Origin of the sequence: Halopseudomonas oceani (assembly GCF_002903165.1) — a bacterium.
GTDB lineage: Bacteria > Pseudomonadota > Gammaproteobacteria > Pseudomonadales > Pseudomonadaceae > Halopseudomonas > Halopseudomonas oceani.
In genome coordinates this window covers 1-25,893 of the sequence record NZ_PPSK01000028.1, presented here as the reverse complement: position 1 = coordinate 25,893, position 25,893 = coordinate 1, and the positions used below count along the sequence as shown (strand labels likewise).

The window sequence follows — 25,893 nt, the reverse complement described above, 5'->3', positions numbered from 1 at the left end:
CGAGTTCGACCTCCAGACCACGATGCACGCCTGGCCAGTGGAACTTGCCCTGATTCAGTCGCCGTGCGGCAAGCCAGATGCCCACACCATCATGCACTAGCACCTTCATCCGGTTGGCGCGCTTGTTGGCGAACAGGTAGGCGCAGTGCGGCTGCGCCGCCCCGAATACGGCGACTACGCGGGCCAGCGCTGTGTCAGTGCCGGCGCGCATGTCCAGAGGCTCAGTGGCGAGCCAAATGCGTTCAATGCGGATCACTTCAGCAGCTCGCGCAGGAAACGAGCACAACCTTCAGGGTCGTTGCCCGGCCACTGCACCGACAGCTTGCCGACCCGATGAGGAATAACGATCTGGATGGCCATGTCGGCAGCACTCGGGGTAGCAGGTAGGCTCGGGACGAGAGGGATCGGAATAAAACTGGAGGGTACAGCAGGCAGCTGTGCCTGCTGGCGGCGAATCCACTTGTGCACGAGATTGGCGTTAAGGCCAGGACTCAAGGCTACGCCGGCAACCGAGGCACCGGGCTGGCTGCACTCCTCGACGACCTGGGCCTTGAAGGATTTGGGATAGGAGCGGCGTAGGCCTGGCACGGGAGTTCCTCCGCAAGGGGCTTGAAATGGTGTCCACCAAAAACAGGTGGACACCATGCCGCTACCAGGCGGAATTGAGGAGGTGTGTTGCCCGGACGGTTACAAAAAAAGGCCGTAAGCGTCCGGTGAACACACCTTTTGAACTCCAGCTTTGCGGTAAACACGCGGCTGCATTCATGAGCCTGATCCAGTCAGCTCGCATGAATGGCCATGATCCGTATGCCTACCTGAAGGACGTGCTAACGCGGTTGCCGACGCAGAAGGCTAGCGAGATCGAGCAACTGCTGCCGCATCAGTGGATTCCGGGCTGATCGACGCAAGGTGTATTCCCCGTACGCTTACGATGCGCTACGTGGCGACTACTGCTGGCATCCCCGGTGAGATGGTTCAAGACCTGCTGCTGTAAAGCTTGCAGTACCGATTCGGCCAGTCAGAGCGAGTGCCTCATCCGCTGGAATGGCTGACGGACAATGGCTGTTGCTACACTGCCAAAGAAACGCGAGCCTTCGCGTCCTCTCTGGGCTTTGTCGTGTGCACCACACCGGTGAGAAGCCCTCAGAGCAACGGCATGGCTGAGGCCTTCGTGAAGACGTTTAAGCGCGACTATGTGTACTTGAACGATCTCCCTGATGCCGCCACGGTGATGGCTAGGTTGCCGGAATGGGTCGAAGACTATAACCGCAGCCACCCGCACAAGGGGCTGAAAATGAAATCGCCCTGGGAGTACAGGGCGGAACTGGCATCAAACGAATGAGGTGGTGTCCGGTTTAGCGGGGGCAACTACACACAAGCCTTCCAACGATAAAAGCTTCAGCTGGCAGCTCGGCATGCTGGAGCAGAAACATCCACGTTCTCGACTTCTCACACCCATTCCTCACACAGCTTCTCAGCCTGCACCAGCACCAGCTGTGCTGCCTCTTCCTGCTTGTCCGGCGGATATTTGTATTTGCGAAGAATGCGCTTAACCATCAGACGCAGCTTTGCCCGGACGCTGTCTCGGTTGTTCCAATCCACCGTGACATTTTTGCGTAAACCATCGGTCAGCTCATGGGCAATCTTGGCAAGGATCTCATCGCCCAGCTCGCGGACGGAAGCCTCGTTATTGGCCAACGCATCGTAGAAAGCCAGCTCATCATCGTTAAGACCCAGGGTCTCGCCGCGTTTGCTAGCGGCGGCGAATTTCTTCGCCATGTCGATGAGTTCTTCAATGACTTGAGCCGTTTCAATGGAACGGTTCTGATAGCGGGCAATGACATTGCTCAGCAGCTCGGAGAATTTCTTTTCTTGAGCGACGTTGGTGGAGAATCGACTTTTGATCTCCCCTTCCAGCAGGCGCTCAAGTAGTTCTACCGCGAGGTTCTTCTCGGGGAGGCTGCGCACTTCAGCAAGGAAGTCGTCATCGAGCAAACCGATGTTCGGCTTATCAAGGCCAACAGCCGCAAACACGTCCACCACATCACCCGTCACAACCGCATTGCCGATGATCTGGCGGATTGCCAACTCACGCTCTTCGTCGGTCTTTTTCTTCGCGCTGATATCTCGCTTGGTGAGCAGAACTTTGATTGCCTGGAAGAACGCAACCTCCTCCCGCTCAGCTTTCGCCTCATCAAGCGTGCAGCACAGGCTAAACGCCTTACTCATCGCCAGTGCGTTGTCAGCAAAGCGCTTCTTGCCATCCTCAAGGCCAAGGATATGGTTCGCCGCACCAGCCAACAGCTTGTGGCCGCCATTCAGATAGTCGCTGTAATCAAAGCCGTGCAGCATGCCACGCAAGATATCCATCTTCTCGGCCAGCAGCGAATAGGCTTCATGAGCGTCGACAGTAGGCCGCCCGCGCCCCTTGCTTGCGGTGTACTCCTTCAGCGCCGACTTGAGTTCATTGGCGATGCCAATGTAGTCGACCACCAGTCCGCCCTGCTTATCCTTGAACACCCGATTGACGCGCGCAATCGCCTGCATCAGGTTGTGCCCCTTCATCGGCTTGTCGACGTAGAGCGTGTGCACACAGGGTGCATCGAAGCCGGTCAGCCACATGTCACGGACGATCACGATCTGCAGCGGATCTTTCGGGTCTTTGAAGCGTTTCTCCAGCCGTTTCTTCACCTGCCCAGAGTAGATATGCGGCCGGAGCAACGCTTTATCAGATGCGCTGCCAGTCATCACTACTTTGATGGCGCCCTTCTCCGGGTCCTCGTCATGCCAATCAGGACGCAGCGCGATGATTTCGTTGTAGAGGTGCACACAGATCTCACGACTCATGGTGACGACCATGGCCTTGCCCTGCTGCGCTTGATTGCGTTCCTCGAAATGCTGAATCAGATCTGCCGCAATACTCTTGATGCGTGGCTCTGCACCCACCACCTTTTCCAGTGCGGCCCAACGCGACTTGAGCCGTGACTGCTGATCCTCTTCTTCATCCTCAGCCAGCTCATCGACCTGATCGTCAATGTGCGGCATATCACTGTCTTTCAGCGCCAGCTTGGCCAAGCGGGACTCATAGTAGATAGCGACCGTTGCACCATCTTCCTTTGCCTGCTGCATGTCGTAGACGTGAATGTAGTCGCCAAACACCGCGCGCGTATCACGGTCCTCACTGGAAACCGGCGTGCCGGTGAACGCCACGAAGGTGGCATTCGGCAGTGCATCACGCAGGTGCTGTGCATAGCCCACCTGATACCGAGCCTGCCCTTCGGCCACCTTCAACGTATCGACCTTGAGCTCAGCATTGAAGCCGTACTGCGTGCGATGTGCCTCGTCGGCAATGACGACGATGTTGGAACGGGTAGACAGCACCGGGAAGCTGTCTTCATCCTCCCCGGGCATGAACTTTTGAATGGTCGCGAACACTATCCCGCCACTCGGGCGATTGGACAGCTTTTCCCGCAGGTCTCCGCGGGTGGCAACCTGAACCGGCTGCTCGCGCAACAGGTCCTGCGACAGGGAGAACACCCCAAACAGCTGACCATCCAGATCATTACGATCGGTGATCACGACGATGGTGGGGTTCTCCATCTGGCTCGCCTGCATCACCCGTGCAGCAAAACAGGTCATAGTGATGCTCTTACCTGAGCCCTGGGTGTGCCACACCACCCCGCCCTTGTGCGAACCGCCCGGGCGCGACGCATCCACTACCTGATTGATGGCAGCGCGCACCGCATGAAACTGGTGATAGCCGGCGATCTTCTTCACCAACCTGCCGTCATCCTCGAACAACACGAAGTAGCGCAGGTAATCGAGCAACATCTCCGGCGCCAGCACACCGCGCATCAACGTTTCCAGCTCGCTGAACTGCCCAAGCGGGTCGAGACTCACACCATCAATGGTGCGCCAACGGGCGAAGCGCTCGATATCGGCCGACAGCGAGCCCATTCGGGCTTCGCTACCATCGGAGATAATCAGGATCTCGTTGTATTGGAATAAGTCCGGAATCTGCTCTTTGTAGGTCTGGATCTGGTCGAACGCTTTGACCAGATCCGCATTCACATCCGCCGGGTTCTTCAGCTCGACCAGTACCAGAGGCAAGCCATTGACGAACAGAATGATATCCGGTCGGCGGGTATGCTTGAGGCCCTGGATACTGAACTGATTGACCGCAAGCCACTCGTTGGCCTTCACATCCGCCCAGTCGATCAGACGCACGAAATCGCCACGCGTCTCACCGTCCTTCTGATACTGAACCGGCACACCACTGACCAGCAGACGATGAAACAGGCGATTGGCAGACAGCTGAACAGGTACACCCAACTCCAGCACCTGACGCACCGCTTCCTCACGAGCGGCGAGCGGCACAGCGGGGTTCAGCCGCGCAACCGCTGCACGGAGCCGCATGGCAAGCACCACGTCACGGTAGCTCTCGCGCTCCGGGTTATCGCCATCATGGGCAATATCCGGCCCATAGAGGTGCTGATAGCCCAACTCACCCAGCCAGCCGAGTGCTTCCTGCTCCAGTTGATCTTCGGTCATTCCTTTATCCCGGTATTACTGCCTGGTCGAGCGGAGCAGTACCCATTGCCGCCCTCATGCAGTCTGTGAACTGCATCTCATCATCGATCAGTAACCTATCAGCGTCTAAATCAAAAGGTAAAGCCCAAAGCCGCAAATCCGGGCTGTAATCAAAGGGTGGCAGCGGCTGGTCGAATTGTCGGGTTCTCGGGTAGATCAGCGCCAGCTCGCCCTTGCCATCCAGGTATTTGTGACCATAGGCGAACAACTGATAAAAATCCGCTTCACGCAGTGCTTCTTTCTTTTTCTCAGCCCCCTGCGCGGCGCGTTTCCACTTTGCATCCAAGACCCAACGCCTACCATCGTTATCAACAAGGAAGTCGGGCTTCAACTTAAACACCGGTTTTGAACCTTGTTTGCACAAAGACTCACCGCCCCCTTTGCCCTGCGTAATCAGCTCGGCACCTGGCACTAGGCAGTTCCTCAGCCAGCCCTCTACATAGCGTTCAAACAGCTTCTCCATCGGGAACAGCATGCTCATTCCGCGCCACTCACCGCTCACCGCCAGCGGCATCTGCTGATTGAGGATCAGCTCGCACCAGGGCTTTATTGCCTGGTAGTGCGCCATCAGGCGGTCGGTGCTCCAAGCCCGGAAGTCCAAGTCGATCTGACGGCTTGCGGGCAAATCGCTGAGCATCGCGCGCAGCTCAGCGGCTAGCCGCCAGTTGTTAGCATCCCTGGTACTCTTCGCCACCTGCTCCAAAGCTGATTTGAGCAGACGGTTCTCAGCGCGATCGGGCTGAAATACGTCGTGGCGAATCTGGAAGTAGTGCTGCCGTCCTGGCCGCTGACGCATCTGTGCAACCACATTGAGCTGGCCACGCAGAAAGCGCTGCTCCTCCTCAACTCGTTGGTAGTCAAACCGCACACCCCGCTTTACCAGGAGGTCGAGCTCTGCCAGAAACTGCGCCATTACCCATTCGCTGAGCGGTGCGTCAAACAGCTCGATACTGGCTACCGATGTCTGACGCGAGTCGAGGTTCAAGGCACGTTGAATCAGCTTGCGCAGCAAGTGCCGACCTTTTTGCAGGCAGTCACCTTCTTCGTGGTGCTTGGGTACAATTTCTATTCGCGTACCACAGGGTGTTTCCAGCACCCCGACGTATGAGTCCCACTTCAATGCCCTCTTACCATCCAACTGCAACAGGCGCGCGCCATTGCGGCTAAATTGAGCGCTCAGTTCACACAGCCATTCGAACGCACTCGCCGAAACGTGAGCCAGGTCGAGCGTATTCTCCACCTGCTCAGTGGTCAGACGAGCGTACTCGCGAATGACGATAGGCTTGCTCACTAGCCACCATTACTCAGATGCGTGATTAGCTTGCCGCCGAGCGTGCGAGTGTTCAGGTCGTTACCGTTTGCATTCTGAATGTCTATGCCAGCATCACTGGCTAGTTCACGCAGCACCGGCAACACTGGCTGCTTTAACTTGCCGTTGTGCAGAAGTTCGATCGTCCCGCTCGCCAGCTCCCGAAGAACAAGATCGCCGTGAGACGCCTGCCGTTTAACCTCAGGCTCTACTGCAAGGCGAGACGCGTCGATAATGCCGAGGTATGCCTCTTGGCGCTCGAACGCATCCTCATTCAACGCCCAGACACCATCAGCCAGCCCCTCCCCCACATGCGGCCCAAACAATGCTATTGCCTGGCCGCTCTTCTGCTGGACAAAGCGGTCGCTAACAGCCTTCCGATGGTCGTTCAGTACCCAGCCAATGCGTTGCCAGTCTTCGAAGAAATACTCCTGGAGTAGCGGGAGTATTTGGTTGCGGAAAATATTCGCAAGCCGATCTATCGTCGAATCATCCGCCAAAGGCATAAAGTAGGCGTGTCCCAGGCAGTGGTCTCGATCAAGCAGCACTTCAATGCGCTGATTCATGACCCGCAGCAACTGCCCCACATTCACACCCGCCACCGTTACATCATCCAGCAACTCTGGCCGGGGCGGCATTTCCTTGAACACAAAACGACGACGCAGGGCGATATCGAGCCCAGCCAACGAGCGGTCGGTAGTGTTCATTGTTCCGATGATGTAGAGGTTATCCGGCACCGTGAATCGCGTCTGAGAGTAAGGCAGCACGATGGGCAACGCCTCGGGTCTACCGGCTCGCTTACTCTCTTCGATCAACGTGATCAGCTCACCAAAGATGCGAGAAACGCTGCCCCGGTTGATCTCATCAATGATCAGTACCCGAGCGTCATTCTCCGCACTCCTCTCCGAAGCACTGGCGCCCAGCAAGCGCTCAAGCTTCTCCTGATTGAGGGTCGGAGCGCGTAGTTCGTAGAGTGTCATTTGGCTGAACTGCGCATTCAGCAGCTCCGAGTGTGGCAAGGAAGGCTGGTAATGCCGCAGCCACCTCACCGGCCGCATTTGCGAGTAATCCGCATCAAATTCGCTATGCGGCTTGAACTGGTAATCCCCTGTCACTTCACCGATAGCCCGAAACTTGAAGTTCCCGTCCGACACAACAATCAGGTCACCGACCTTCATCTTGGCCACAAATGCAGTCACGCTGGTGATACCGTAATCCGTTCCAGGATTGCCTGGTACAACACCTTCCTCGGCAAAACGCTCCTGCACCTGCTGCCGGTTGGTGCAGCCCGCAAAATTGATACCGCCGCCATAGCCCAGCAGCGCATACCCCCCATTGATGCACTCCTGAAAAATGCTGGCATCATCACCCAAGGTATTGCCCAACGACATTTTCCACACTCGCCGCTGACCGACCTCAGAAGGTGCCTCAGCGTGTCGAGTCACCTTGGACGCAGCAGCCTCACAGAGTGACTTAAATACCCCATCCACCACGTCATAACGCAACTGGCCAGTTGTCTCATCCGTGCGAGCGCGCAGCCCCTCCACAAAATCCTCATAGCTGAAGCTCTGGTGAAAGGTCACAAAGCGGATACGCTCCTTGTCAACAAGCTCATCGAACGCCTCTTTCAAGCGTTTGCGCGAGTCGGGGTCGTCACCACTGTTCTGCTCCCAAAGCTGCGGCGCCAGAATCTTCAGCGCTTCGTTGATGGTGTTGTAGGTCTTGCCGGTACCGGGCGGGCCGAACAGAATTTGGTTCAAAGGGACCGTGTTCATGCTCCTATCCTCCGATTTGACGAGAGACTCTTCACCTGTCGGTGCTTCCTGATCATCTGCTTGCTCTATCTCTGCCGACATGTAGTCCTCCACACGCCTCGCGTTGCCGTCATTCAGCGCGCGGCTAAACACCGATCCAAGTACGGCATCCAACTGCCTCAACCAGTCTTGAACTTGCTCTACTGAAGCCGTCTCGACGCCGTTGAAACGGGCAAGGCCTGAGCTCTCCTGGCCCATTTGCTTGAGCTGCTTGTGCAGAGCACCATTGTGCTGCAACCCACACCGGATACCATTAGCACGAACAAGGAGCACCACGGCGATGCCCTTAGCGCGAGTGCCCGGTTCCTTATTGCCGAAGCCCAGGTAAATATCTTTCGCGTTTTTGCGCCGTAAGGGATAAACATCAGCACTGGGATAACGTTTGCATATCGACTCGGCGACGTGTCGCACCTGCTCGCGGACCACGGCATCGCCCGGCCTTTCGACACACACGCGGTCAAGCACGGCCTCACTGACCACAGCCTGGCGCTCGGTTTGATAAACAAACCACTGCCGCAGTCCGCTGTGCACGTTATTGCTATTGCTCGCACCAATTTCGGCGTATTCGCCGCCCGAACCGTACTGAGTACATAGTCGAGCGAGCTCAGCCAGATCCAGAATTGCAAACACATCCCGGCCGTAGTGCCTGGAAACCGTATTTACGCCACTCACATAATTGCTGACGGTATTGGCTGACTTGCCAGCAGCGATCATCCAGTCCTTGAATGCGTGTGTGTTGATGTCGCTCACAGGGCTTTCTCCATCAGGGACTCGGCTTCAGGCAGACGCAGCTGACCGGACATCAGGCGAGGTAAGAGGGTGTCGCGGAGTTGGGTGAGGGTTTGGGCTTGCACAGTCCCGGCACGAATTTTTGCGAACAATAATTCAGCATTTTCGTTGAAAGATTTCAGGACGTTATCGTCTGGAATCACTACAGAGTATCCAGCGACAATTGCTTTAGAGATGTTTTGCTGCGCAGCACCATTGGCCCGACTGTTGAACCAGTCCCTTCCGAAATAAAGTGTCAGATACAGGAACCACGGCCCAACCGACCCTTTGGCAACCATCCCGGTGCAAGCTTGGTTGAAGGCAGATGGCTCTGTAAGTATCCCAAGTCGCCCAACTGTGGGGGCTGCATAGATAGCCATTAATATGGCGTTCTCAGGCAGCAACTTCACACTTGAGCCCACTACCCCTTCGTCAGTAATACGCTCGCTTGGCTCAAGCAAAAAACCATCGCAGAACTCGCCAGTTTTGAACCAGGGAGTCGAGCCTCCTTCCCAAAAATCTTTTCTAGATCGACTTGGCGTCCCCCCGTTGGTTATCTGGGCACAGAGGTCATCTACGGTACCGATCCTCCACCCCTTCGGCACCAACCCCAGCTCGGACTCTTCGAAGCTATCGGGAAACAGGGCGGCGGTGGTGGCGTCCATGGCCGCTTTCGGCATCCTGCCTTCAGCGGCACTCATACATCCCTGTATAGCGCCTTCCGGCTGGCTGCCTTCGGCCTTGGCACGCACGGGGTCGAAATCAACGAACCAGGACTTGAACAGCGCCTGGGCGATGGCTTCCAGGGTGGCGTTGGTTTCACGTAACAGGGTGATTCGGTCGTCGATACTGCCCAGAACCTCAACAACAGCATCTTGCGTGGATATATCCGGAACAGCCACCTTCATCTTCTTGGCTGCCCCAACATTGAAATGCTGTTGCACAGCGCCAACTATGTGTGAGCTGATGTGATGAGCTGCTACTGAGTTAACCCAGTAACACAGAAAACGCGGGCGAATTTGCTCCCCACACCGCACAATCACCAAATCAGAGCAATTAGCGTCAGGTAACCAATCTGGGATGACCGCGCACGTACCAGGCTTTCCAGTGCGAACGATGGCTACGTCCCCAGGACGAAGAGCCGATTTTTTGATTTGCTTATGAAACTCAGGCGTAACGTACTTTATCTCATTGGCATTGACCCGGAACGGCTCAATATTCAGAGAGCGAAGGAATGGCACACCATCCTCAACATACTCAGAAGCCATTGAGCCCACGTAGCCAACCGTTACCTCATTAGCAATAAATTCAAGCTCTTTTAAAGGCCACTCAGAACTCATACCCCAGCCCCCCCAGCTTCTGCCGGATCAACTGGTCGAGTTCCGCGCCCTTCTGCATCTGCTCGCCAAGCTGTTTGGTCAAGCGCTGCATCTTCTCGGCAAAGGCTTCGTCGTCATCCTCCACCTCTTCGGCACCGACATAACGGCCGGGGGTGAGTACATGACCATGCTCGGCGATCTCCAAGAGTGTGACGCTGCGGCAGAAGCCGGGGATGTCCTCGTAGGGCTCGGCTAGATTCCCGCCCTCGCGGGAATGACGGGAGGTGGAGTCCGGCGCATCGAGGGTTTCGCCGCGCCAGGCGGCGACAGTCTGAGCGATACGCTCGATATCGGCATCGGTCAATTCAATCTGCACGCGGCTAACGCTGGTGCCGAGCTTGCGCGCGTCGATAAACAGCACCTGGCCGCTGCGGTCGATGCCGGCGGTGCTCAGGGCATGGCGCTTGTCCTTAGCGAGGAACCACAGGCAGGCGGGAATCTGGGTATTGAAGAACAGCTGACCGGGCAGCGCGACCATCACTTCCACCACATCGGCCTCGACCATGGCGCGGCGAATGTCGCCTTCGCTGTTCTGGCTGGAGCTCATTGAGCCGTTGGCCAGCACAATGCCTGCGCGACCGTTGGGCTTGAGGTGGTAGAGCATGTGCTGCAGCCAGGCGTAGTTGGCATTGCCCTGCGGCGGCGTGCCGAACACCCAGCGTGGGTCGCCTTCCAGGCTGCCATGCCACCAGTCGCTGATATTGAACGGCGGGTTGGCCAATACAAAGTCGGCGCGCAGATCCGCGTGCTGGTTGCGGATAAAGGTATCCGCCGGCTCCTTGCCCAGATTGAAGTCGATACCGCGAATGGCGAGGTTCATCGCCGCCAGTCGCCAGGTGGTGGGGTTGGACTCCTGGCCGTAGATGGACACGTCGCCCAGCTTACCGCCGTGGGCCTCGATGAACTTCTCCGACTGCACGAACATCCCGCCTGAGCCACAGCAGGGGTCGTAGACCTTGCCATGGTGCGGGTTGAGCACTGCGACTAGGGTTTTCACAATGCTGGCGGGCGTATAGAACTGGCCACCCTTCTTGCCTTCGGCACTGGCGAACTGGCCGAGGAAGTATTCGTACACCTGTCCCAGCAGATCGCGCGCCTTGCCGGTGTCGTCACCAAAGCCGATGGTCGAGACCAGATCCACCAGCTCGCCCAGCTTGCCGTCCGGCAATTGGGCGCGGGCATAGCGCTTGTCGAGGATGTTCTTCAGGCGCGGGTTTTCTGCCTCAATGGCCGCTAGCGCATCATCAATGCGCTTGCCGATGTCCGCCTGCTTGGCAGCAGAACGGATCGACTCCCAGCGTGCCACTTCCGGAACCCAGAACACGTTGACCTCGCGGTAGTAATCGCGATCTTCCAGCTCGGCGGCCAGCAGCTCGGGGTCGTCATCACCCAGATAGTAGTCATCGTTTTCATCGGTCAGCTTGCGCTCCAACTCGGCGCGGCGGCTGGCGAAGCTGTCGGAAATGTACTTGAGGAAGATCAGCCCAAGCACGATGTGCTTGTACTCGGCGGCGTCCATGTTGGCGCGCAGCTTATCGGCGGTGGCCCAGAGGGTCTTCTTCAGGTCATCCATGCTGCTGACAGCGGCTTTCTCGGTGCTGCGCGCCGGTTTCTTTACTGCAGCAGGCTTGGCAGCCACAGCGCTGCCTTCGGCCTCACTGCGCTTGACCGAACCTCCACGCCCTCGCCCCTTCTGCAACACGCCCTGCGCAATCAGCGCATCACGGGCATCGACAAATGCATCCTGAGAAAGATCGGGAAAGGCAGCACTCAACTGCTCAAACAACGACTGGTTGCCAATGCTGGAACCATCGACCGGCACCAAAGCCAACAGCGACTGCGACAGGCGGGCCTGATCATGCATAACAAAACTCCTGCAAGCCACGCTACGGCGGCCTTGAAACAACGCGGATTACCGGAGGCAAGCAGGGAGGAGCGAAGCAGGTAGCATCGAGCGGTCCATCCCTGATGACCTGCGGCGAAGAGTGATGGCCATCACTTTAGCCAGCGACAGTCACGGGGTAAAGCGGTTGTTGTCTCCCGCGGTGTTTTTGCCGGAGACCCTGAAACAGAGTCGGTCATCCATGACCGATGGGATCCATCCCTGCCTACTCCAAGCGGGCACAGTTGGATGATATGTCGGGTTAGCTGACAGACCAATAATGGTCATGCATACAGGTCAAGTTTTCAGGCGGGTCTGACGTAATTCGCCTAAGCAGACAGGGCACTAGTTACCTTATTCCGTCTGTGTGCCGGAGTAACCCAGCACACACGCAACAATTCTTTCTTCCCAAGTTTGCCGCAGGGCGATGCCCGAGATCCGCTCGATGATAGTCGAAGCCGGCAACGCCTCAGCGAGTAGCGCCTTGCGAATGTCACGCAAGCGGACAATCTGTGAGCGTCGAGCAACCTTGTTCAGATAGCCAAACCATGTAGGCCGCACGAGATCCAACCAGGCGTCTGCCAGCTGCGCCCAATCGGGGCAGCCTTCTATGTGGTTATGCTTGAGCGTCTGCAACAAACGCTGAATAGCATCAGCCTGACCAGTGCTTTCAATCCACCCCTTGCGGCTTGCCCAGACTGAAATAACATCCTGCATCTGATCCAGTGCACGCTGTTTACGTTGCGGCAGCAACAGACGCTCCTGCTCAGACAACCTTACGAGGAAGCGCTCAAGTTGCCGCCCAGCACCATGACTGAGCGGGAGGTCCTTCTGCCCCTGCCCCAAGCGTTGCCGCAGCTGTTCGACAATATCCGGCAAATGCACCAACGGCTTAGGCTGCTGATCAACGATCAACACCCAGCGAGGCGCCCTTTTGGCCTCTCCGGCCAGACAAACAAATAGCCACGGTTGATCGGACTTCACCAGACTGACACGGGACAAGACCGCCAGAGTTTCTTCTCTAACCATGGCGTAGTCCTCTGCCGTCAGCATCGCTCGATCCCCTTCGAGCAGTCCTCGCACCGCTGCGAATGCATCCTCAACACCGTCCCAGGGGATAGACGCGCGCTCCTCAAGCTCCTGCTGCTGTTGCTCTGGTGTTATCAGCCGCTCTGGTCCTGAGTTGGCCAGCAGGGCATCGGGCAGTTGCAAGTTACCGCCAAGCGAAGACTCAACATCCTCTACGCGCGCAATAAACCGCTCATCTGCCTTGAGAGCAAAGGTATCAGCGTCCCTGGGCCACCAGCATTCGATGCTGTCATGGGGGCTATCCATACGGTCTATGCGACCGACCCGCTGCTCGGCGTAACGCACCACACTGGGCATATCCAGATGCACCATTGCCGAGGCGCGCTGCAGGTTAACGCCCTCAGACAAGGCATCGCTGCACAGCGCGATCACCCGCCCCTTCCCACGCTCAGGATCGAGTCGCGCCTGCAGCGCCTGGTTCTGCCGTTTCTTGCCCCCTACCCCAAGCAAAACCTCGACACGGTTGTCGCCATGCGACCGCGCTATAAGGTACTGAAGATAACGTAACGTCAAAGGAAAATGATCGAAGGCAATGACTTGCTCGTGCTGCCGAGCCAGGCCAAGTAACAGCTGGCATTTACGTTGCTCCCTGCCGTCGCTCATGCGCTCCAAGCGCATCAGGATATAGGTGTAACGACCTACCTCCGCTTCGCACTCCCGGCGATGCTCCTCCGGGTCTGATAGCCATGTAGGCAAGTCGATGCCCAGACGATTCTCAGGAACACGCCCCTGCAGAGCAGTAATACGCTCCCGCATATTGCCGGTGGCATCATCGCCCTCCACTGCAAGATCATGCTGCAGATGCAACCGTTGCAATGCCTCGCGCTCACCGAGAATATGCCGGAACAAGGCCAGTCGAGATGAACGCAAACTGGCCATAACATGATGACAGGCAAGCCCCTTGGCGGATTTTAGCCGCATTTGCAGGTACGCCTCAGCACTCATTCCGGATCGAGCATGGCTTTCGGGCAGATACAAAGCTTTTTCAAAATGCGTTATGCCCACCAATGATCGGGCAATTGCCAGGATCTCTCCGGCAAGCTTAACGTCGCTCGCACTTTCATTCAGCTCGTAGACCTGCGAATGATGCTCCGGATATCGACAAACTCGGCCCGAAGGCAAGCGGTATGCGTCCGGTTCAAGATCGACCATGCTATTGAGCTGCTTCTTGGTGCGGCGCACCATGAATCGGGCAAGCGCACTCTTAAGCGTCGCGAGATCCTCTGGTGCCGCGTCTCTCAACCCGCCTTTCAGGCGCGTCAGTCGTTCCAGGCTGGCTAGCACCTGATCATCGAAGTTGTCTGCACCAAGAATGTCGATCATACGCAGCAGGTCGCTGGCGGATCGATTGAACGGGGTTGCTGTAAACAGCACGACCTGATCTGCCAGGTTATGAACCAATTGACGAGAGCGGTTAGACGTCTGGCTCAGGAAATTGTGCGCCTCATCAACCGCCAGGGTTTGTGACCGCACCATCAGGTCGGAGATGACGCTCTCGTCCCCTGCTCTGGAGTGACTCAATGCGCCATGAGAGCGAATATTGATCTGGAGGAAGCAACGCAGGCTTTCGCGCTCCCAGTTGGCCAATACCAAGGGCGGGCACACCATCGCAATCAGGCCTTTATGCCCACGGGATGCTGACCAGATCCGATCATAAACGGCACGCAGTAGATGCACGCCCATTCGGGTCTTGCCCGAGCCAGTCGCATCCGCGATCAACACGCCTCCCACCGTCTCGATGAGATACAGTGCCTGACCGATACCTTTGCGCTGGGAAGGCCAGAGCGCGACATCTGAGGAATGTCCAAGAGACTCCAGATAGCTGGCAGCCCAGTCCCCCTCAAGCAGCTCGGCACAGGCCCGAGCGAGTGCTTCTCGCCAGGTTACACAGCGCAGCAGATTTTCCAGTAGCGCCAGTAAAGCGTCTTTAGCATCGGTACCATGCTCCCATAGAAACTCAGCGTATTGCCATATCTCTCGGTAACGCCGCGGCTCGTCTTTGGGGGTAAAGCGGGCGTTGGCCTCATGCTGCGAGTGCAGACCCGGTGCAGTGAAGTTGCTGGAACCCAGGGTAACAGCCACTTGCGTACAGTAGATTTTGGCATGCACACGAGGCCCCGGCCCCGGATAGCGGACTGAAACGAGCCCATTCCGAAGCAACTCAATGCAATGAATCAGTTGTCCGCTCAAGCGCAGAGAGATCCCTCTGCTGAGCCAATAAGAACGTACTTCCTGCTCAAAACTCCTATTGTGCAGGGAAAAATCCTGTGAGCTGCTTGAGGAGGGTTCCGAGCCCAGCAACAGTCTGAGCTGACCCGCAGCGTCCCCTCGTTGACTTACCAAGCGTATGAGCTGGTCGAGCCCGCTGTAGCCGGTTACAACTAGTGCATCGCCATCAGCCAAAAGGTCTGGCATCAGGGTGCGATGAACCTGACGGCCTCCGTGATTAAGCGGCATACGCCCTGGGGGCGGCAACTCAGCATCGCCGGATGGCGACTGATCAAACAGCGATCCCTGCATACTTGTACTCCGTAAGACACCCTCCCCGGCCACACTCCCTTGCGCTCTGCGTAACGCCTTACCCTGAGTATGTGTACCAGATCGACCTGATGGCATGACGCAGCCAAGGCCCGCGCTCTGACACTATCAAAGCAGCTTGCGTCGATAACGCTGCGCAGGACTCCGCGGCGACGCGGGGTCAGTCATTTCGATCAAGCCGGCGGCAAGCGCCGGCTTCAAATACGATTTGCCGAAGCTGTGACGATGAGAGAGATGCAAAAGCTCCATCAATTCACTCGCTTTCAGTGCAACACCTGGCTGCAGCACCGCCATCAACCGTTCTACTTGGTCGCTTACTTGGTCGCTTACTTGGTCGCCAGCTACCGCTTCAAGCAACGCTTCGCGCAGAGCCCCCAGCATGAACAGCACAAACGGGGAGGCTTCGGATACCTTGTCAGCTTCGGCAAGTGCTGCGTAATACTCACCTTGATGTGTCTGGATGACCGTCTCCACCGGCAGATAAGCCAGCAATGGCTGCCAGCGACTCAGGATGAGCGTCTGCCAGAGTCGCCCCATGCGCCCATTACCGTCCGCAAAGGGATGGATAAATTCAAACTCGTAATGAAACACGCAGCTGGCTATCAGTGCCGGCAGCTCGGTAGCAGCGAGCCAGGCAAGTAAGTCCTGCATCAGCAAAGCAACCCGGCTGGGCGGTGGCGCCATGTGCAGCAGTTTCTCGCCGCGATAAATACCTACACCGCCCGCTCGATAGCACCCTGCATCGTCCAGCAACCCATGCATGAGCAGGCGATGTGCTGTCAGCAGGTGCTCCACCGAGTCGGGTTGCCAACCGGCCATAGCATCGTAAGCCGCAAACGCATTACGTACCTCCTGAATCTCCGCCGGCAACCCGAGCACTCGCCTGCCATCAAGCACCGCAGTCACCTGCTCAACGCTCAAGGTATTGTTTTCGATGGCAAGAGAGGCCTGAATGGTTCGAATCCGATTGCCGCGTCGAAGCTGCGGGGTAAGGCGGCTCTGCTCCTGTGCGCTCAAACGCCCAACCAGCTCGCTGATCTCGGCCACTAGAGCGAGCATGCGGGGAGTCAGCGTTAACGGAGGTTGGTAATCTGGCACGTATCACATCCCAATAGTCAAAAAGAGCCGTTTCACCGCGGCTGCGCACTGCGTCGCCTGCAGTAAATACTATCCGCTACATTCTGGATAGCTAACGCAGCCAGCTCAAGCGTTCAATACGTGCAAGTCAAAGCGACCTCAATCCGCGGGCTTGCAACCCTTGGACATCGGCGTTTTAGCCACATCGCCGCTACCCGTGTGCACAAGACTGACACGCATGCCGGCCTGAAGCTTGGCCGCGTAGGATTCATAGCTACGATCCAGCTCGAACTGCGGCTCCATGAACTGATTCACACCGTCACGGAGCGTCAAATAGGGACGCCCAAGAAAGTTGGTGTTAATCGAGTCGACGACACCCGTAACTTGAAACCGCTTGCCCTTGAACTGCTGATCCGCCGCAACGGTATTGCGGTCATAGGCCTGTGCCAACTGGCTCGCAGTTACCTGCAACAGCGGTTGGTCCACCGGAGCCGGACGGGATGCTGCAGGTGCAGCTGTGCTTGTACCAGACCGAACAACAGAACGGCTATGTAGTGGCATAGTGAATCTGGCCACCTGACTTTGAGTGTATGATCACTCACATAGAAAGTCAGATGCAGACGATGAGGAAGATTAAAAGATACAGCCCGGAATTCCGCTTGGAAGCCGCCCAGCTTGTGGTAGACCAGGGTTACACCCTGAAGGCAGCCTGTGAGGCAATGGGTGTCGGTAAATCCACGATGGAGTACTGGGTGCGCCGACTCCGAGCGGAGCGATCCGGCAAGGCTCCACAGAAAGGTGAGGCGCTGACCCCGGAGCAGCGTGAGATTCAGGAACTGAAGCGCAAGCTGCGGCGGGTGGAGGAAGAGAAGGAGATATTAAAAAAGGCTACCGCTCTCTTGATGTCGGACTCCCTGAGCAATTCTCGATAATCGAGCGACTTGAAGAGAGCCATGCGGTGCACCATCTGTGTCAGGTGTTTGGGGTGCATCGCAGTAGCTACCGGGCCTGGCGGTGGTCATCGATTTGTTCTCTCGTGAACCGGTAGGCTGGGCAATGTCTTTATCGCCCAATACGGAGCTGGTAAAAAAGGCTTTGACGATTGCCTACGAATCACGCGGAGAGCCGTCGGAAGTCATGTTTCATTCGGATCAGGGCTGCCAGTACACCAGCCTGGGTTTCCGACAGTTGCTCTGGCGGTACCAGATGAAACAGAGCCTCAGTCGCCGGGGAAATTGTTGGGATAACGCCCCAACAGAGCGCTTCTTCAGGAGCCTGAAAACAGAATCGGTTATTACAGCGCCCTTCGCCCGCATAAGCATAATGAAGGACTGCCGCCGAATGTGGCTGAGCAGGCCTACTGGAAAGCTCAAAAGACGGTGGCCTAAAACACTTGACCACTACAGTACACACCCTGTTTCCCTAGGGTCGACAAGCCCCCCTTGATTCACTAATTCAGCTTGATTTTACAGCTGTAAAATCAAGCTGAATCAAAGGTTTTGACGGCAAAAAGTCGCCTTATCCAGTAATCATCGCAATGGTTTCAGGGTGTGCAAGCTTCCGGAGACCATCCCCCAACAGGACATAGTTGGTATTCAACGTGCGAAACACGAATCCATCCGTGAACGCATGCAGCGGTGTAGTCCGCACAAAATCCCCAACGTCCCATCGTCGCGATGAGTCGTACACAACCGTGTGGGCAAAAAGGATAACTGGCTGCAGCTGCAGTTGGGCTAGGTAGTCATGCTGGCTTTCCGGCCCATCCAGGTCTATCCATATCCAATCGCGAACCAAGCAGAAGGGAGCACCGCTTGAGGTTGCATGGGCGTACTCAAGCGCTTCATTGTTGGTCATCGTGCTCCCAACCATCGGCTCGCCCGGACCGTGCAAAAGTGCCGAAATTCTTTCAACTAATTCCAAGTTCATTCTCCGCAAATCAGGTTGGTATTCCCGCGATGCTAGACTGCGTAGAGCTGGCAGGTGGCACCATCGTTTAGTGATAAGCCATCTTTATTAAGAACTCTGACGCTCTACTCTGCGGCCTCCTCCCTCTCGTCCTGCTGCATTCGCTGGGTGAACAACATCCTAGAAATCCAAGCTCCAGATCGCAGCGGTTGGGGCGGGGTTACATCGTTGTGAGTCCTGTTGATCCAGGCCCCAAAATGTTCATAACTCATATCGGCGCAGCGGGTCTCAAGGTCATGAATCATCCTGAGCAGTAGGTTGAAATAAACCTCCTTGGTTCGCTCCGAGGTGTCGAGCACATCCTTCGCTTGGTCCAACAATTCACTAGCGGAGTACATACGTTCATTCCGGCCATCACGCCGATCATAAAGGTCTAGCTTAAATAGCTCGGCGACTAGCAACGCGGCAAACGCTTCACGGTCTTCCGGCTGCATCGCTGGTGCTCGACACGCAACGACCCGTTCTACTGCCTCCCTCAAACTTAATCCTTTGAAGCTCAGCATTGATTTGCTCCTATGTGACGGCGCAGAAAATACATATATCTGTTTTGCGTATATCCAGAAAGCGCTAGCATAGATTTACAGTGGCTCGCTGTAAAGTCACTAGGCGCACGTTATGGTTAGCTCGATCCACCGGGATGAATATGTCGTACTGCTCCGGCTGCTGCGGCAGTGCCGCACGGACTCTGGGCTGACTCAGGGTCAATTCGCTGAAGCTCTGGGCCGCGCTCAATCATTTGTGAGCGACATGGAAAGGGGGTTTCGCCGGATTGACCTGATCCAGCTCCGGGATATCTGTGCGGTGCTGAATATCAGCCTGTTGGACTTCGTTGCTCGGTTCGAAGCTGAAATCTCAGCCTTCGAACGACCAGCCACTACTCACGACTAAAGCGAAGCAAGGGCACGACCACGCGGCGCAACACCAGCAGAGTGGTGATTCCTCAGCTCGGCGGAGACCTTGGCGCTATGGCAGAGTGATCCAAATCAACGAAGTGCTGTTATCGTCAAAAGGAGCGCTCATGCCTCGAGGCAATCTGCTAAAGTCGCCCTATAGCCCCGCTTGGTGAATTGCTGTGCGTCGGATTGGATTGATCCTGGTAATGATTGCTAGCCTCGTGCTGCCGACCTTCGGCGGTATGGCTTTCAGCATGCCGGCACAACCTTGCCCGATGCAGAGCGCCGATCATCAGGGCCATGCAACGGCCGATGCTCCGTGCTGCGAGCAAATGGACACGTCTGATGGGGTGGCCAATAAGTCTCCCTGCAAATCCGGCCAGGAATGCAAGACCGGAGGACTTCTCCAGACCACCGTGATCAAGAGCATATCCCCTCTCCCCTCACGCCCCGAGATATTGCTGACCCAGTCGGTGATTAAGCGAGAGCCCGCAGGACTCTGGCGCCCTCCTCGTTTCGTCTAATGCCGTGATCATCCCGCGCCTTACAGTCAGGCGCATCGTCGCGACCACGTTTCGTAGCTGCGACCTCAATCAATCGCATTGGAGGCGAAAGCATGTCCGCTTTCCTTTTTCCACGCCGTGGCTATCTCGGCGTGTTGGCTGCCGCATTCTGGGCAGCTCCCTGGCTTGCCGCGCAGGCACAGCCCCTAACCTTCGAACGAGCCCAAGCTCTGGCCGAACAGAGTGCCCCTGAGAACCTCGCGCGCCAGGCGCAGGTGGCATCGGCACAGCAGGCTGTAGGGCCCGCAGACGCCTTGCCCGATCCCAAGCTGATTATAGGCATCGACAACCTGCCGATCGAAGGCCCTGACCGTTACACACTTAATCGTGACTCCATGACCATGCGCCGCATTGGACTCATGCAGGAGGTACCAAACGGCGACAAGCGTCTGGCCCGTCGCCAACTGGCCGAAGCCTCCATGACGCGGGCCGAGGCCGAGCAGCGTGCCATGCAGTTGGAAATCAAGCGCCAGACGGCAGTGAGCTGGCTGGACGTGTACTACGCCGAACGCAGTGTTGGCCTCTTCGATCAACTGGACCGTCAGATCGAGATGCTCCGCTCGACCGTGCAATCGCTAATTGCCGGCGGTAGTGCTCAGCCTGGCGAGCTGTTGCAGGCCGACCAGGAAGCTTTGGCGTTACAAGATCGGCGAGATGAACTGAATCGCGATGTGGCAGTAGCTCGTGCCAAGCTGCGCCGCTGGATAGGCAACGAGGCTGACCAGCCTTTGCAAGGAGGTGTTCCCAATCTGAACCTGGTGGCACCGCACCTGCAGCAACGCATTGCCTCACACCCTGAGTTGCGCGCTGCCTCCGCCCGAGTCGGCGAGGCTAGCGCCGAGCTGAACGAGGCCATCGCCGAGAAGACCCCCGACTGGGGTGTTGAGTTTGCCTACAACAATCGCGACAACCAGTTCGGCGATATGGTGATGGTGCAATTCACGTTCGACCTGCCGTTGTTCGTAGGCACACGTCAGGGGCCCAAGATCAACGCCAGACAACAAAGCGTGTCGCAGATGGAAGCCGAGCAGGAAGCATTACTGCGCGCCCATCAGGCTGAGCTGGAAGGCGGTATTGCCGAGCTTGAGCAACTGCGCAGGACCTTGTCACGCACCGAAAAAACCTTGATCCCGCTTGCAAGCAAACGTGCCGAACTCGAACTGGCCGCCTACCAAGCCGGTAACAGCCAGCTCACATCCGTTATTACTGCCCAGCGCGACCTGATTGAGGCGCAGCTGCGGCAGATTGAACAGCAGCGCAAGTTGAGCCAGCTATCCGCAAGTCTGTACTACGCCTATGTGGAGGGCCTGAAATGAAGATATCGACATTTGGTTTTGCGGTCGCCGTGCTGACCGTGGGCATTGGCGCGGCGGGCGGTGGCTACTGGCTGGCCCAGCGGCAAGCCAAACACGAGCTACTGCCTAGCTCCGCACCGACGGACGAGCGCAAGGTGCTCTATTGGTACGACCCTATGCAGCCTGAGCAGCGCTTCGATAAACCGGGCAAGTCACCTTTCATGGATATGGAACTTGTCCCTAAATACGCAGGATCCGAGCAGGATCCGTCTGTCCTGAGCATCCCCGCTCAAGCCGTGCAGAACCTCGGAATGCGAACCTCGATGGTGATCCGAGGTGTACTGCCCTCGGATATCGAGGCGGTGGGTTCCCTGGCCTATAACCAGCGAGAAGTGGCGAACCTCCAGGCCCGCGCCGGCGGATTCGTCGAGCGGGTTTACGGTCGCGCCCCGGGCGATGTGCTGCCTGCCGGAGCCCCCCTGGTCGACCTGCTGATTCCCGAATGGTCCGCCGCGCAGTTGGAGTTCCTGGCGGTACTGCGTACCGCTGACACTCGCTTGATAAGTGCGGCCCAAGAGCGCCTGCGCCTGCTTGGCATGCCTCAAACGTTGATCGAGCAGGTCCGCCGCAGCGGCAAACCACGGGCGGTGCAAACCCTCACCACACCTATCAGCGGCGAGCTCCAAGCCTTGCAGGTACGCGCCGGGATGACCGTCGAAGCCGGGCAGGATCTGGCGTTGATTAACGGGCTATCCAGTGTCTGGCTCGATGCGGCGATACCCGAGGCCATGGCCGGAAGTATCCAGGTCGGGGACGAGATCCGCGCCAACCTGACGGCCTTTCCTGATCGACCGCTGCTGGGCCGCGTCATAGCCTTGCTGCCGAGTGCCGATCCGCAAACGCGCACGCTCACGGTACGCAGCGAGCTACCCAACCCTGCCGGTAAGTTGCGCCCCGGCATGTTCGCCGCCGTACGCCTGAACAGTGCCGTCGAACAATCCACGCTTCTTGTGCCGAGTGAAGCCGTGATTCGCACCGGCAAGCGTGCATTGGTGATGCTGGCCGAAGGCGACGGACGCTACCGCCCCCAGGAAATCACCTTGGGCCGCGAGGCCGATGGGCGTCTGGAGGTGTTGTCCGGTCTTGAGGAAGGTCAGGCGGTCGTTACCTCCGGCCAGTTCCTCATCGATTCGGAAGCCAGCCTGCAGGGCATCCTGGCCGGCAATGCAGAACAGGACAGCACGGAGGGGCTGCATGTGTCTCACGGCGTTATTCGCGCACTGGACGGGAAACAAGTCACCCTGGAGCATGGCCCCTTCGAGAGCCTGAATATGCCAGGTATGACCATGGCTTTTCCTCTGGTCAGCTCCGAAGTAGCTGTGGGACTTAAGCCAGGAGATCACGTACGCATCGCCGCACGTCAGACAAACTCCGGCCTGCTGATCGAGCAGCTCCGCAAGGAAGGAGACCAGCCATGATCGCGCGCCTGATCCACTGGTCTATCGGCAACCGCTTCCTGGTACTGCTGGCCACCCTGTTCATCACCGCCCTGGGCATCTGGTCGCTGCGCAACACGCCGTTGGATGCACTGCCGGATCTGTCCGACACCCAGGTCATCATCCGCACAAGCTTCCCCGGGCAGGCACCGCAGATTGTCGAGAACCAGGTGACCTACCCGCTGGCCACCACCATGCTCTCGGTGCCGGGGGCGAAGACAGTGCGCGGCTACTCGTTCTTCGGCGACTCCTTCGTTTATGTGCTGTTCGAGGACGATACCGACCTCTACTGGGCACGCTCGCGGGTGCTGGAGTACCTCAACCAGGCGCAGGAACGCCTGCCCGAGGGTGTTACCACCACCCTTGGGCCGGATGCCACCGGCGTGGGCTGGATCTACCAGTACGCCTTGGTCGACCGCAGCGGCCAGCATGATCTTGCCCAGCTGCGGGCACTGCAGGACTGGTTCCTTAAGTACGAACTCAAGAGCCTGCCCAACGTAGCCGAAGTGGCCACCCTCGGCGGCATGGTCAAGCAATACCAAGTGCTGCTCGATCCCCAGAAGCTGGTGGCTTATGGGGTAACTCAGCAGGAGGTCGAAGCGGCGCTGAAGAGCGCCAATCAGGAAACCGGCGGCGCCATCCTGGAGCTGGCAGAGCGCGAGTACATGGTCCGGGCTTCAGGCTATCTAGAGAGCCTGGCGGATTTCCGCAATGTGCCGCTGCGGGCTTCGGCCAGCGGAGTTCCGGTGCTGCTGGGTCAGGTGGCCACCATTCAGTTGGGGCCAGAGATGCGTCGTGGCATTGCCGAGCTGGATGGCCAGGGTGAAGTTGTAGGTGGCGTGGTCATCTTGCGCTCCGGAAAGAATGCCCGCGATACCATCGCCGCGGTGAAGACCAAGCTGGACAGCCTGAAGGGCAGCTTGCCGGCCGGCGTCGAGGTGGTCACCACCTATGACCGTTCGCAATTGATCGACCGCGCCATCGATAACCTCAGCTACAAGCTGCTGGAAGAGTTCGCGGTGGTTGCCCTGGTTTGCCTGATCTTCCTCTGGCACCTGCGCTCGTCGCTGGTCGCGATCATCACCCTGCCCCTGGGCATCCTGATGGCCTTCATCGTCATGCGCTACCAGGGCGTTAATGCCAACATCATGTCGCTCGGCGGGATCGCAATCGCCATCGGCGCCATGGTCGATGCCGCCGTGGTGATGATCGAGAACGCGCACAAGCACATCGAGGCCTGGAAGGCTCGACACCCCGGTGAACCGCTTCAGGGCGAGGCGCACTGGCGGGTGATCGGCGAAGCTGCGGCCGAGGTCGGGCCGGCGCTGTTCTTCAGCCTTTTGATCATCACCCTGTCTTTCCTCCCGGTCTTCACCCTGGAGGCCCAGGAGGGTCGCCTGTTTGGCCCGCTGGCATTCACCAAGACCTATGCCATGGCTGCCGCTGCTGGCCTCTCGATCACCTTGGTACCGGTGCTGATGGGCTATTGGATTCGTGGGCATATCCCCAGCGAACAACAGAACCCCTTGAATCGTTGGCTGATCGGTGCATACCGGCCGGTGCTGGAGTGGGTGCTGGCTTGGCCTAAGGTGACCCTAGCGCTGGCCTTGCTAGTGTTTTTGTCCAGTCTCTGGCCCCTCAGCAGACTCGGAGGAGAGTTTCTACCGCCGATGGACGAGGGCGACCTGTTGTACATGCCATCAGCCCTGCCCGGCTTGCCGGCCAGCAAGGCCACCCAGCTGCTGCAGCAAACCAACCGGATGATCCTCACGGTGCCCGAAGTGGCACGGGTATTCGGCAAGGCCGGGCGAGCAGAGACCGCCACCGATCCAGCACCGCTGGAAATGTTCGAGACCACGGTGCAGTTCAAACCACGCGATCAATGGCGCGCGGGGATGACACCCGAAAAGCTGATCGAGGAACTGGATCGCGCGGTAAAAGTTCCGGGGCTGTCCAATATCTGGGTGCCGCCCATCCGCAACCGCATCGACATGCTGGCGACGGGGATCAAGAGCCCCATTGGGGTGAAAGTGTCCGGAACCTCCTTGGTCGACATCGAGCGCATAACGCGCGATATCGAGGCCGTGGCCAAAGAGGTGCCTGGGGTGAGTTCGGCCTTGGCAGAACGCCTTACTGGCGGCCGTTACGTGGACATCCAGATCGATCGACTGGCCGCGGCGCGCTATGGCCTGAGCATCGCCGATGTGCAGGCGGTGGTATCGGGCGCCATCGGCGGCAGCAATATTGGTGAGACGGTTGAAGGACTGGCCCGCTTCCCGATCAACCTGCGCTATCCCAAGGAGTGGCGAGACAGTCCGCAGGCACTACGGCGTATGCCGATCCTCACCCCAGCCGGCCAGCAGATCACCTTGGGCACCGTCGCCCAGGTTAGTCTGACCGAAGGGCCGCCGATGCTGCGCAGCGAGAACGGGCGACTGTCCGGCTGGGTCTATGTCGATGTCCGCGGGCGCGACCTGGCCTCGACCGTGCGCGAGCTGCAGCAGCGCGTCGCCGAGCGGGTACAACTCGACGCCGGCATGACCGTCTCCTACTCCGGTCAGTTCGAATTCCTCGAGCGCGCCAATGCGCGGCTGGCCTGGGTGGTGCCGGCGACTCTGTTGATTATCTTCGTGCTGCTCTACCTGACTTTCAGCCGCTTCGGCGAGGCCCTGCTGATCATGGCCACCCTGCCCTTTGCCCTGTCGGGCGGCATCTGGCTGCTCTACTGGTTCGGCTTCAACCTGTCGGTGGCCACCGGCGTGGGCTTCATCGCCCTGGCCGGCGTCTCGGCCGAGTTCGGGGTGATCATGCTGCTGTACCTGAAGAACGCCTGGCATGCGCGTGTGGATACCGGGCGCAGCGGTGATCCGGCCCTACTGGAGGCAATTCGTGAAGGCGCGGTGCTGCGTGTGCGGCCCAAGGTGATGACGGTGGCCGTGATCATCGCCGGCCTGTTGCCAATCCTCTGGGGCGGAGGTGCCGGATCTGAGGTGATGAAGCGCATCGCCGCGCCCATGGTCGGCGGCATGATTACCGCGCCGCTGATGTCCATGTTGGTTTTGCCGGCCGCGTACTGGCTGATGCGAAGGCAGCGTACACAGAAGGTTCGCGCACCGCAGGAGCTATAGCTTTACAAACCCGGGCAAGCCACGCGCCAAGCTGACTCGCCCGGGTAACGCGGCAGGAAGCATTACGGCGATGTAACTTTGACTTCATTTTTATGACAGGTTGAGCT

General features: G+C 58.0%; 16 protein-coding genes and 3 pseudogenes. 7 read left to right on the top strand and 12 right to left on the bottom strand.

The window, feature by feature from the left end; all coding sequences use genetic code 11:
- Positions 1-256: IS66 family insertion sequence element accessory protein TnpB (gene tnpB, locus C1949_RS18005; RefSeq protein ID WP_146040348.1), on the bottom strand; the 256-nt coding region annotated here is incomplete at its 3' end.
- Positions 253-588 carry an IS66-like element accessory protein TnpA gene (tnpA, locus tag C1949_RS18000; RefSeq protein ID WP_211287211.1) on the bottom strand — a complete coding sequence of 112 codons (336 nt, stop codon included), beginning with the start codon at positions 586-588 and terminating at the stop codon, positions 253-255. The genes tnpB and tnpA, both read right to left, overlap by 4 nt.
- 155 nt (positions 589-743) lie before the next feature.
- Here tnpA and C1949_RS17995 point away from each other — a divergent pair.
- Together C1949_RS17995 and C1949_RS17990 are read left to right on the top strand one after the other, a co-directional pair.
- Positions 744-899 (top strand): annotated as a pseudogene (locus tag C1949_RS17995) (transposase domain-containing protein); the annotation flags it as partial.
- Between the two features lie 11 nt (positions 900-910).
- Positions 911-1,342, top strand: a pseudogene (locus C1949_RS17990) (integrase core domain-containing protein); the annotation flags it as partial.
- 107 nt (positions 1,343-1,449) lie between these two features.
- Here C1949_RS17990 and C1949_RS17985 read toward each other — a convergent pair.
- The 8 genes from C1949_RS17985 to C1949_RS17950 form a co-directional block, all read right to left on the bottom strand.
- Entirely contained in the window at positions 1,450-4,551 is a 3,102-nt protein-coding gene (locus C1949_RS17985; protein ID WP_104739790.1) for a type I restriction endonuclease subunit R, read from the bottom strand.
- 4 nt (positions 4,552-4,555) lie between these two features.
- A complete protein-coding gene (locus tag C1949_RS17980) occupies positions 4,556-5,881 on the bottom strand; it encodes an McrC family protein (protein WP_104739789.1) in 1,326 nt (441 codons plus the stop codon).
- Positions 5,881-7,674, bottom strand: a complete 1,794-nt coding sequence (locus C1949_RS17975; protein ID WP_229744504.1) for an AAA family ATPase — start codon at positions 7,672-7,674, stop codon at positions 5,881-5,883. Before C1949_RS17975 ends, C1949_RS17980 begins: the two co-directional genes overlap by 1 nt.
- A gap of 785 nt (positions 7,675-8,459) precedes the next feature.
- A complete protein-coding gene (locus C1949_RS17970) occupies positions 8,460-9,821 on the bottom strand; it encodes a restriction endonuclease subunit S (RefSeq protein ID WP_104739788.1) in 1,362 nt (453 codons plus the stop codon).
- A complete protein-coding gene (locus tag C1949_RS17965) occupies positions 9,811-11,724 on the bottom strand; it encodes a class I SAM-dependent DNA methyltransferase (RefSeq protein WP_104739787.1) in 1,914 nt (637 codons plus the stop codon). The genes C1949_RS17970 and C1949_RS17965 overlap by 11 nt, the downstream gene beginning before the upstream one ends.
- 372 nt (positions 11,725-12,096) lie before the next feature.
- A complete protein-coding gene (locus tag C1949_RS17960; RefSeq protein ID WP_229744502.1) occupies positions 12,097-15,351 on the bottom strand; it encodes an SNF2-related protein in 3,255 nt (1,084 codons plus the stop codon).
- Between the two features lie 126 nt (positions 15,352-15,477).
- Complete coding sequence (locus C1949_RS17955; protein ID WP_104739786.1) at positions 15,478-16,467, bottom strand: Fic family protein; 990 nt, start codon at positions 16,465-16,467, stop codon at positions 15,478-15,480.
- 138 nt (positions 16,468-16,605) lie between these two features.
- A complete protein-coding gene (locus C1949_RS17950) occupies positions 16,606-17,007 on the bottom strand; it encodes an OB-fold protein (protein WP_096006332.1) in 402 nt (133 codons plus the stop codon).
- A 62-nt stretch (positions 17,008-17,069) separates the two neighbouring features.
- On the opposite strand from C1949_RS17950, the pseudogene C1949_RS17945 reads away from it, so the two are divergent.
- A pseudogene (locus C1949_RS17945) lies at positions 17,070-17,834 on the top strand (DDE-type integrase/transposase/recombinase).
- Positions 17,835-17,964: 130 nt separating this feature from the next.
- On the opposite strand, the gene C1949_RS17940 reads toward C1949_RS17945, so the two are convergent.
- Positions 17,965-18,366 (bottom strand): DUF6957 family protein, encoded by a 402-nt coding sequence (locus tag C1949_RS17940; protein ID WP_229744500.1) that lies wholly within the window; start codon positions 18,364-18,366, stop codon positions 17,965-17,967.
- A 110-nt stretch (positions 18,367-18,476) separates the two neighbouring features.
- Positions 18,477-18,914, bottom strand: a complete 438-nt coding sequence (locus C1949_RS17935; protein ID WP_096006330.1) for a hypothetical protein — start codon at positions 18,912-18,914, stop codon at positions 18,477-18,479.
- A 112-nt stretch (positions 18,915-19,026) separates the two neighbouring features.
- On the opposite strand from C1949_RS17935, the gene C1949_RS17930 reads away from it, so the two are divergent.
- The 4 genes from C1949_RS17930 to C1949_RS17910 all read left to right on the top strand — a co-directional run bounded on the left by C1949_RS17930 (position 19,027) and on the right by C1949_RS17910 (position 25,786).
- Positions 19,027-19,299 carry a helix-turn-helix domain-containing protein gene (locus C1949_RS17930; RefSeq protein WP_096006329.1) on the top strand — a complete coding sequence of 91 codons (273 nt, stop codon included), beginning with the start codon at positions 19,027-19,029 and terminating at the stop codon, positions 19,297-19,299.
- A gap of 621 nt (positions 19,300-19,920) precedes the next feature.
- Complete coding sequence (locus C1949_RS17920) at positions 19,921-21,183, top strand: TolC family protein (protein WP_096006328.1); 1,263 nt, start codon at positions 19,921-19,923, stop codon at positions 21,181-21,183.
- Positions 21,180-22,640, top strand: a complete 1,461-nt coding sequence (locus tag C1949_RS17915; protein ID WP_088277994.1) for an efflux RND transporter periplasmic adaptor subunit — start codon at positions 21,180-21,182, stop codon at positions 22,638-22,640. The genes C1949_RS17920 and C1949_RS17915 overlap by 4 nt, the downstream gene beginning before the upstream one ends.
- Positions 22,637-25,786, top strand: a complete 3,150-nt coding sequence (locus C1949_RS17910) for an efflux RND transporter permease subunit (protein WP_096006327.1) — start codon at positions 22,637-22,639, stop codon at positions 25,784-25,786. Before C1949_RS17915 ends, C1949_RS17910 begins: the two co-directional genes overlap by 4 nt.
- Positions 25,787-25,893: the final 107 nt, after the last annotated feature.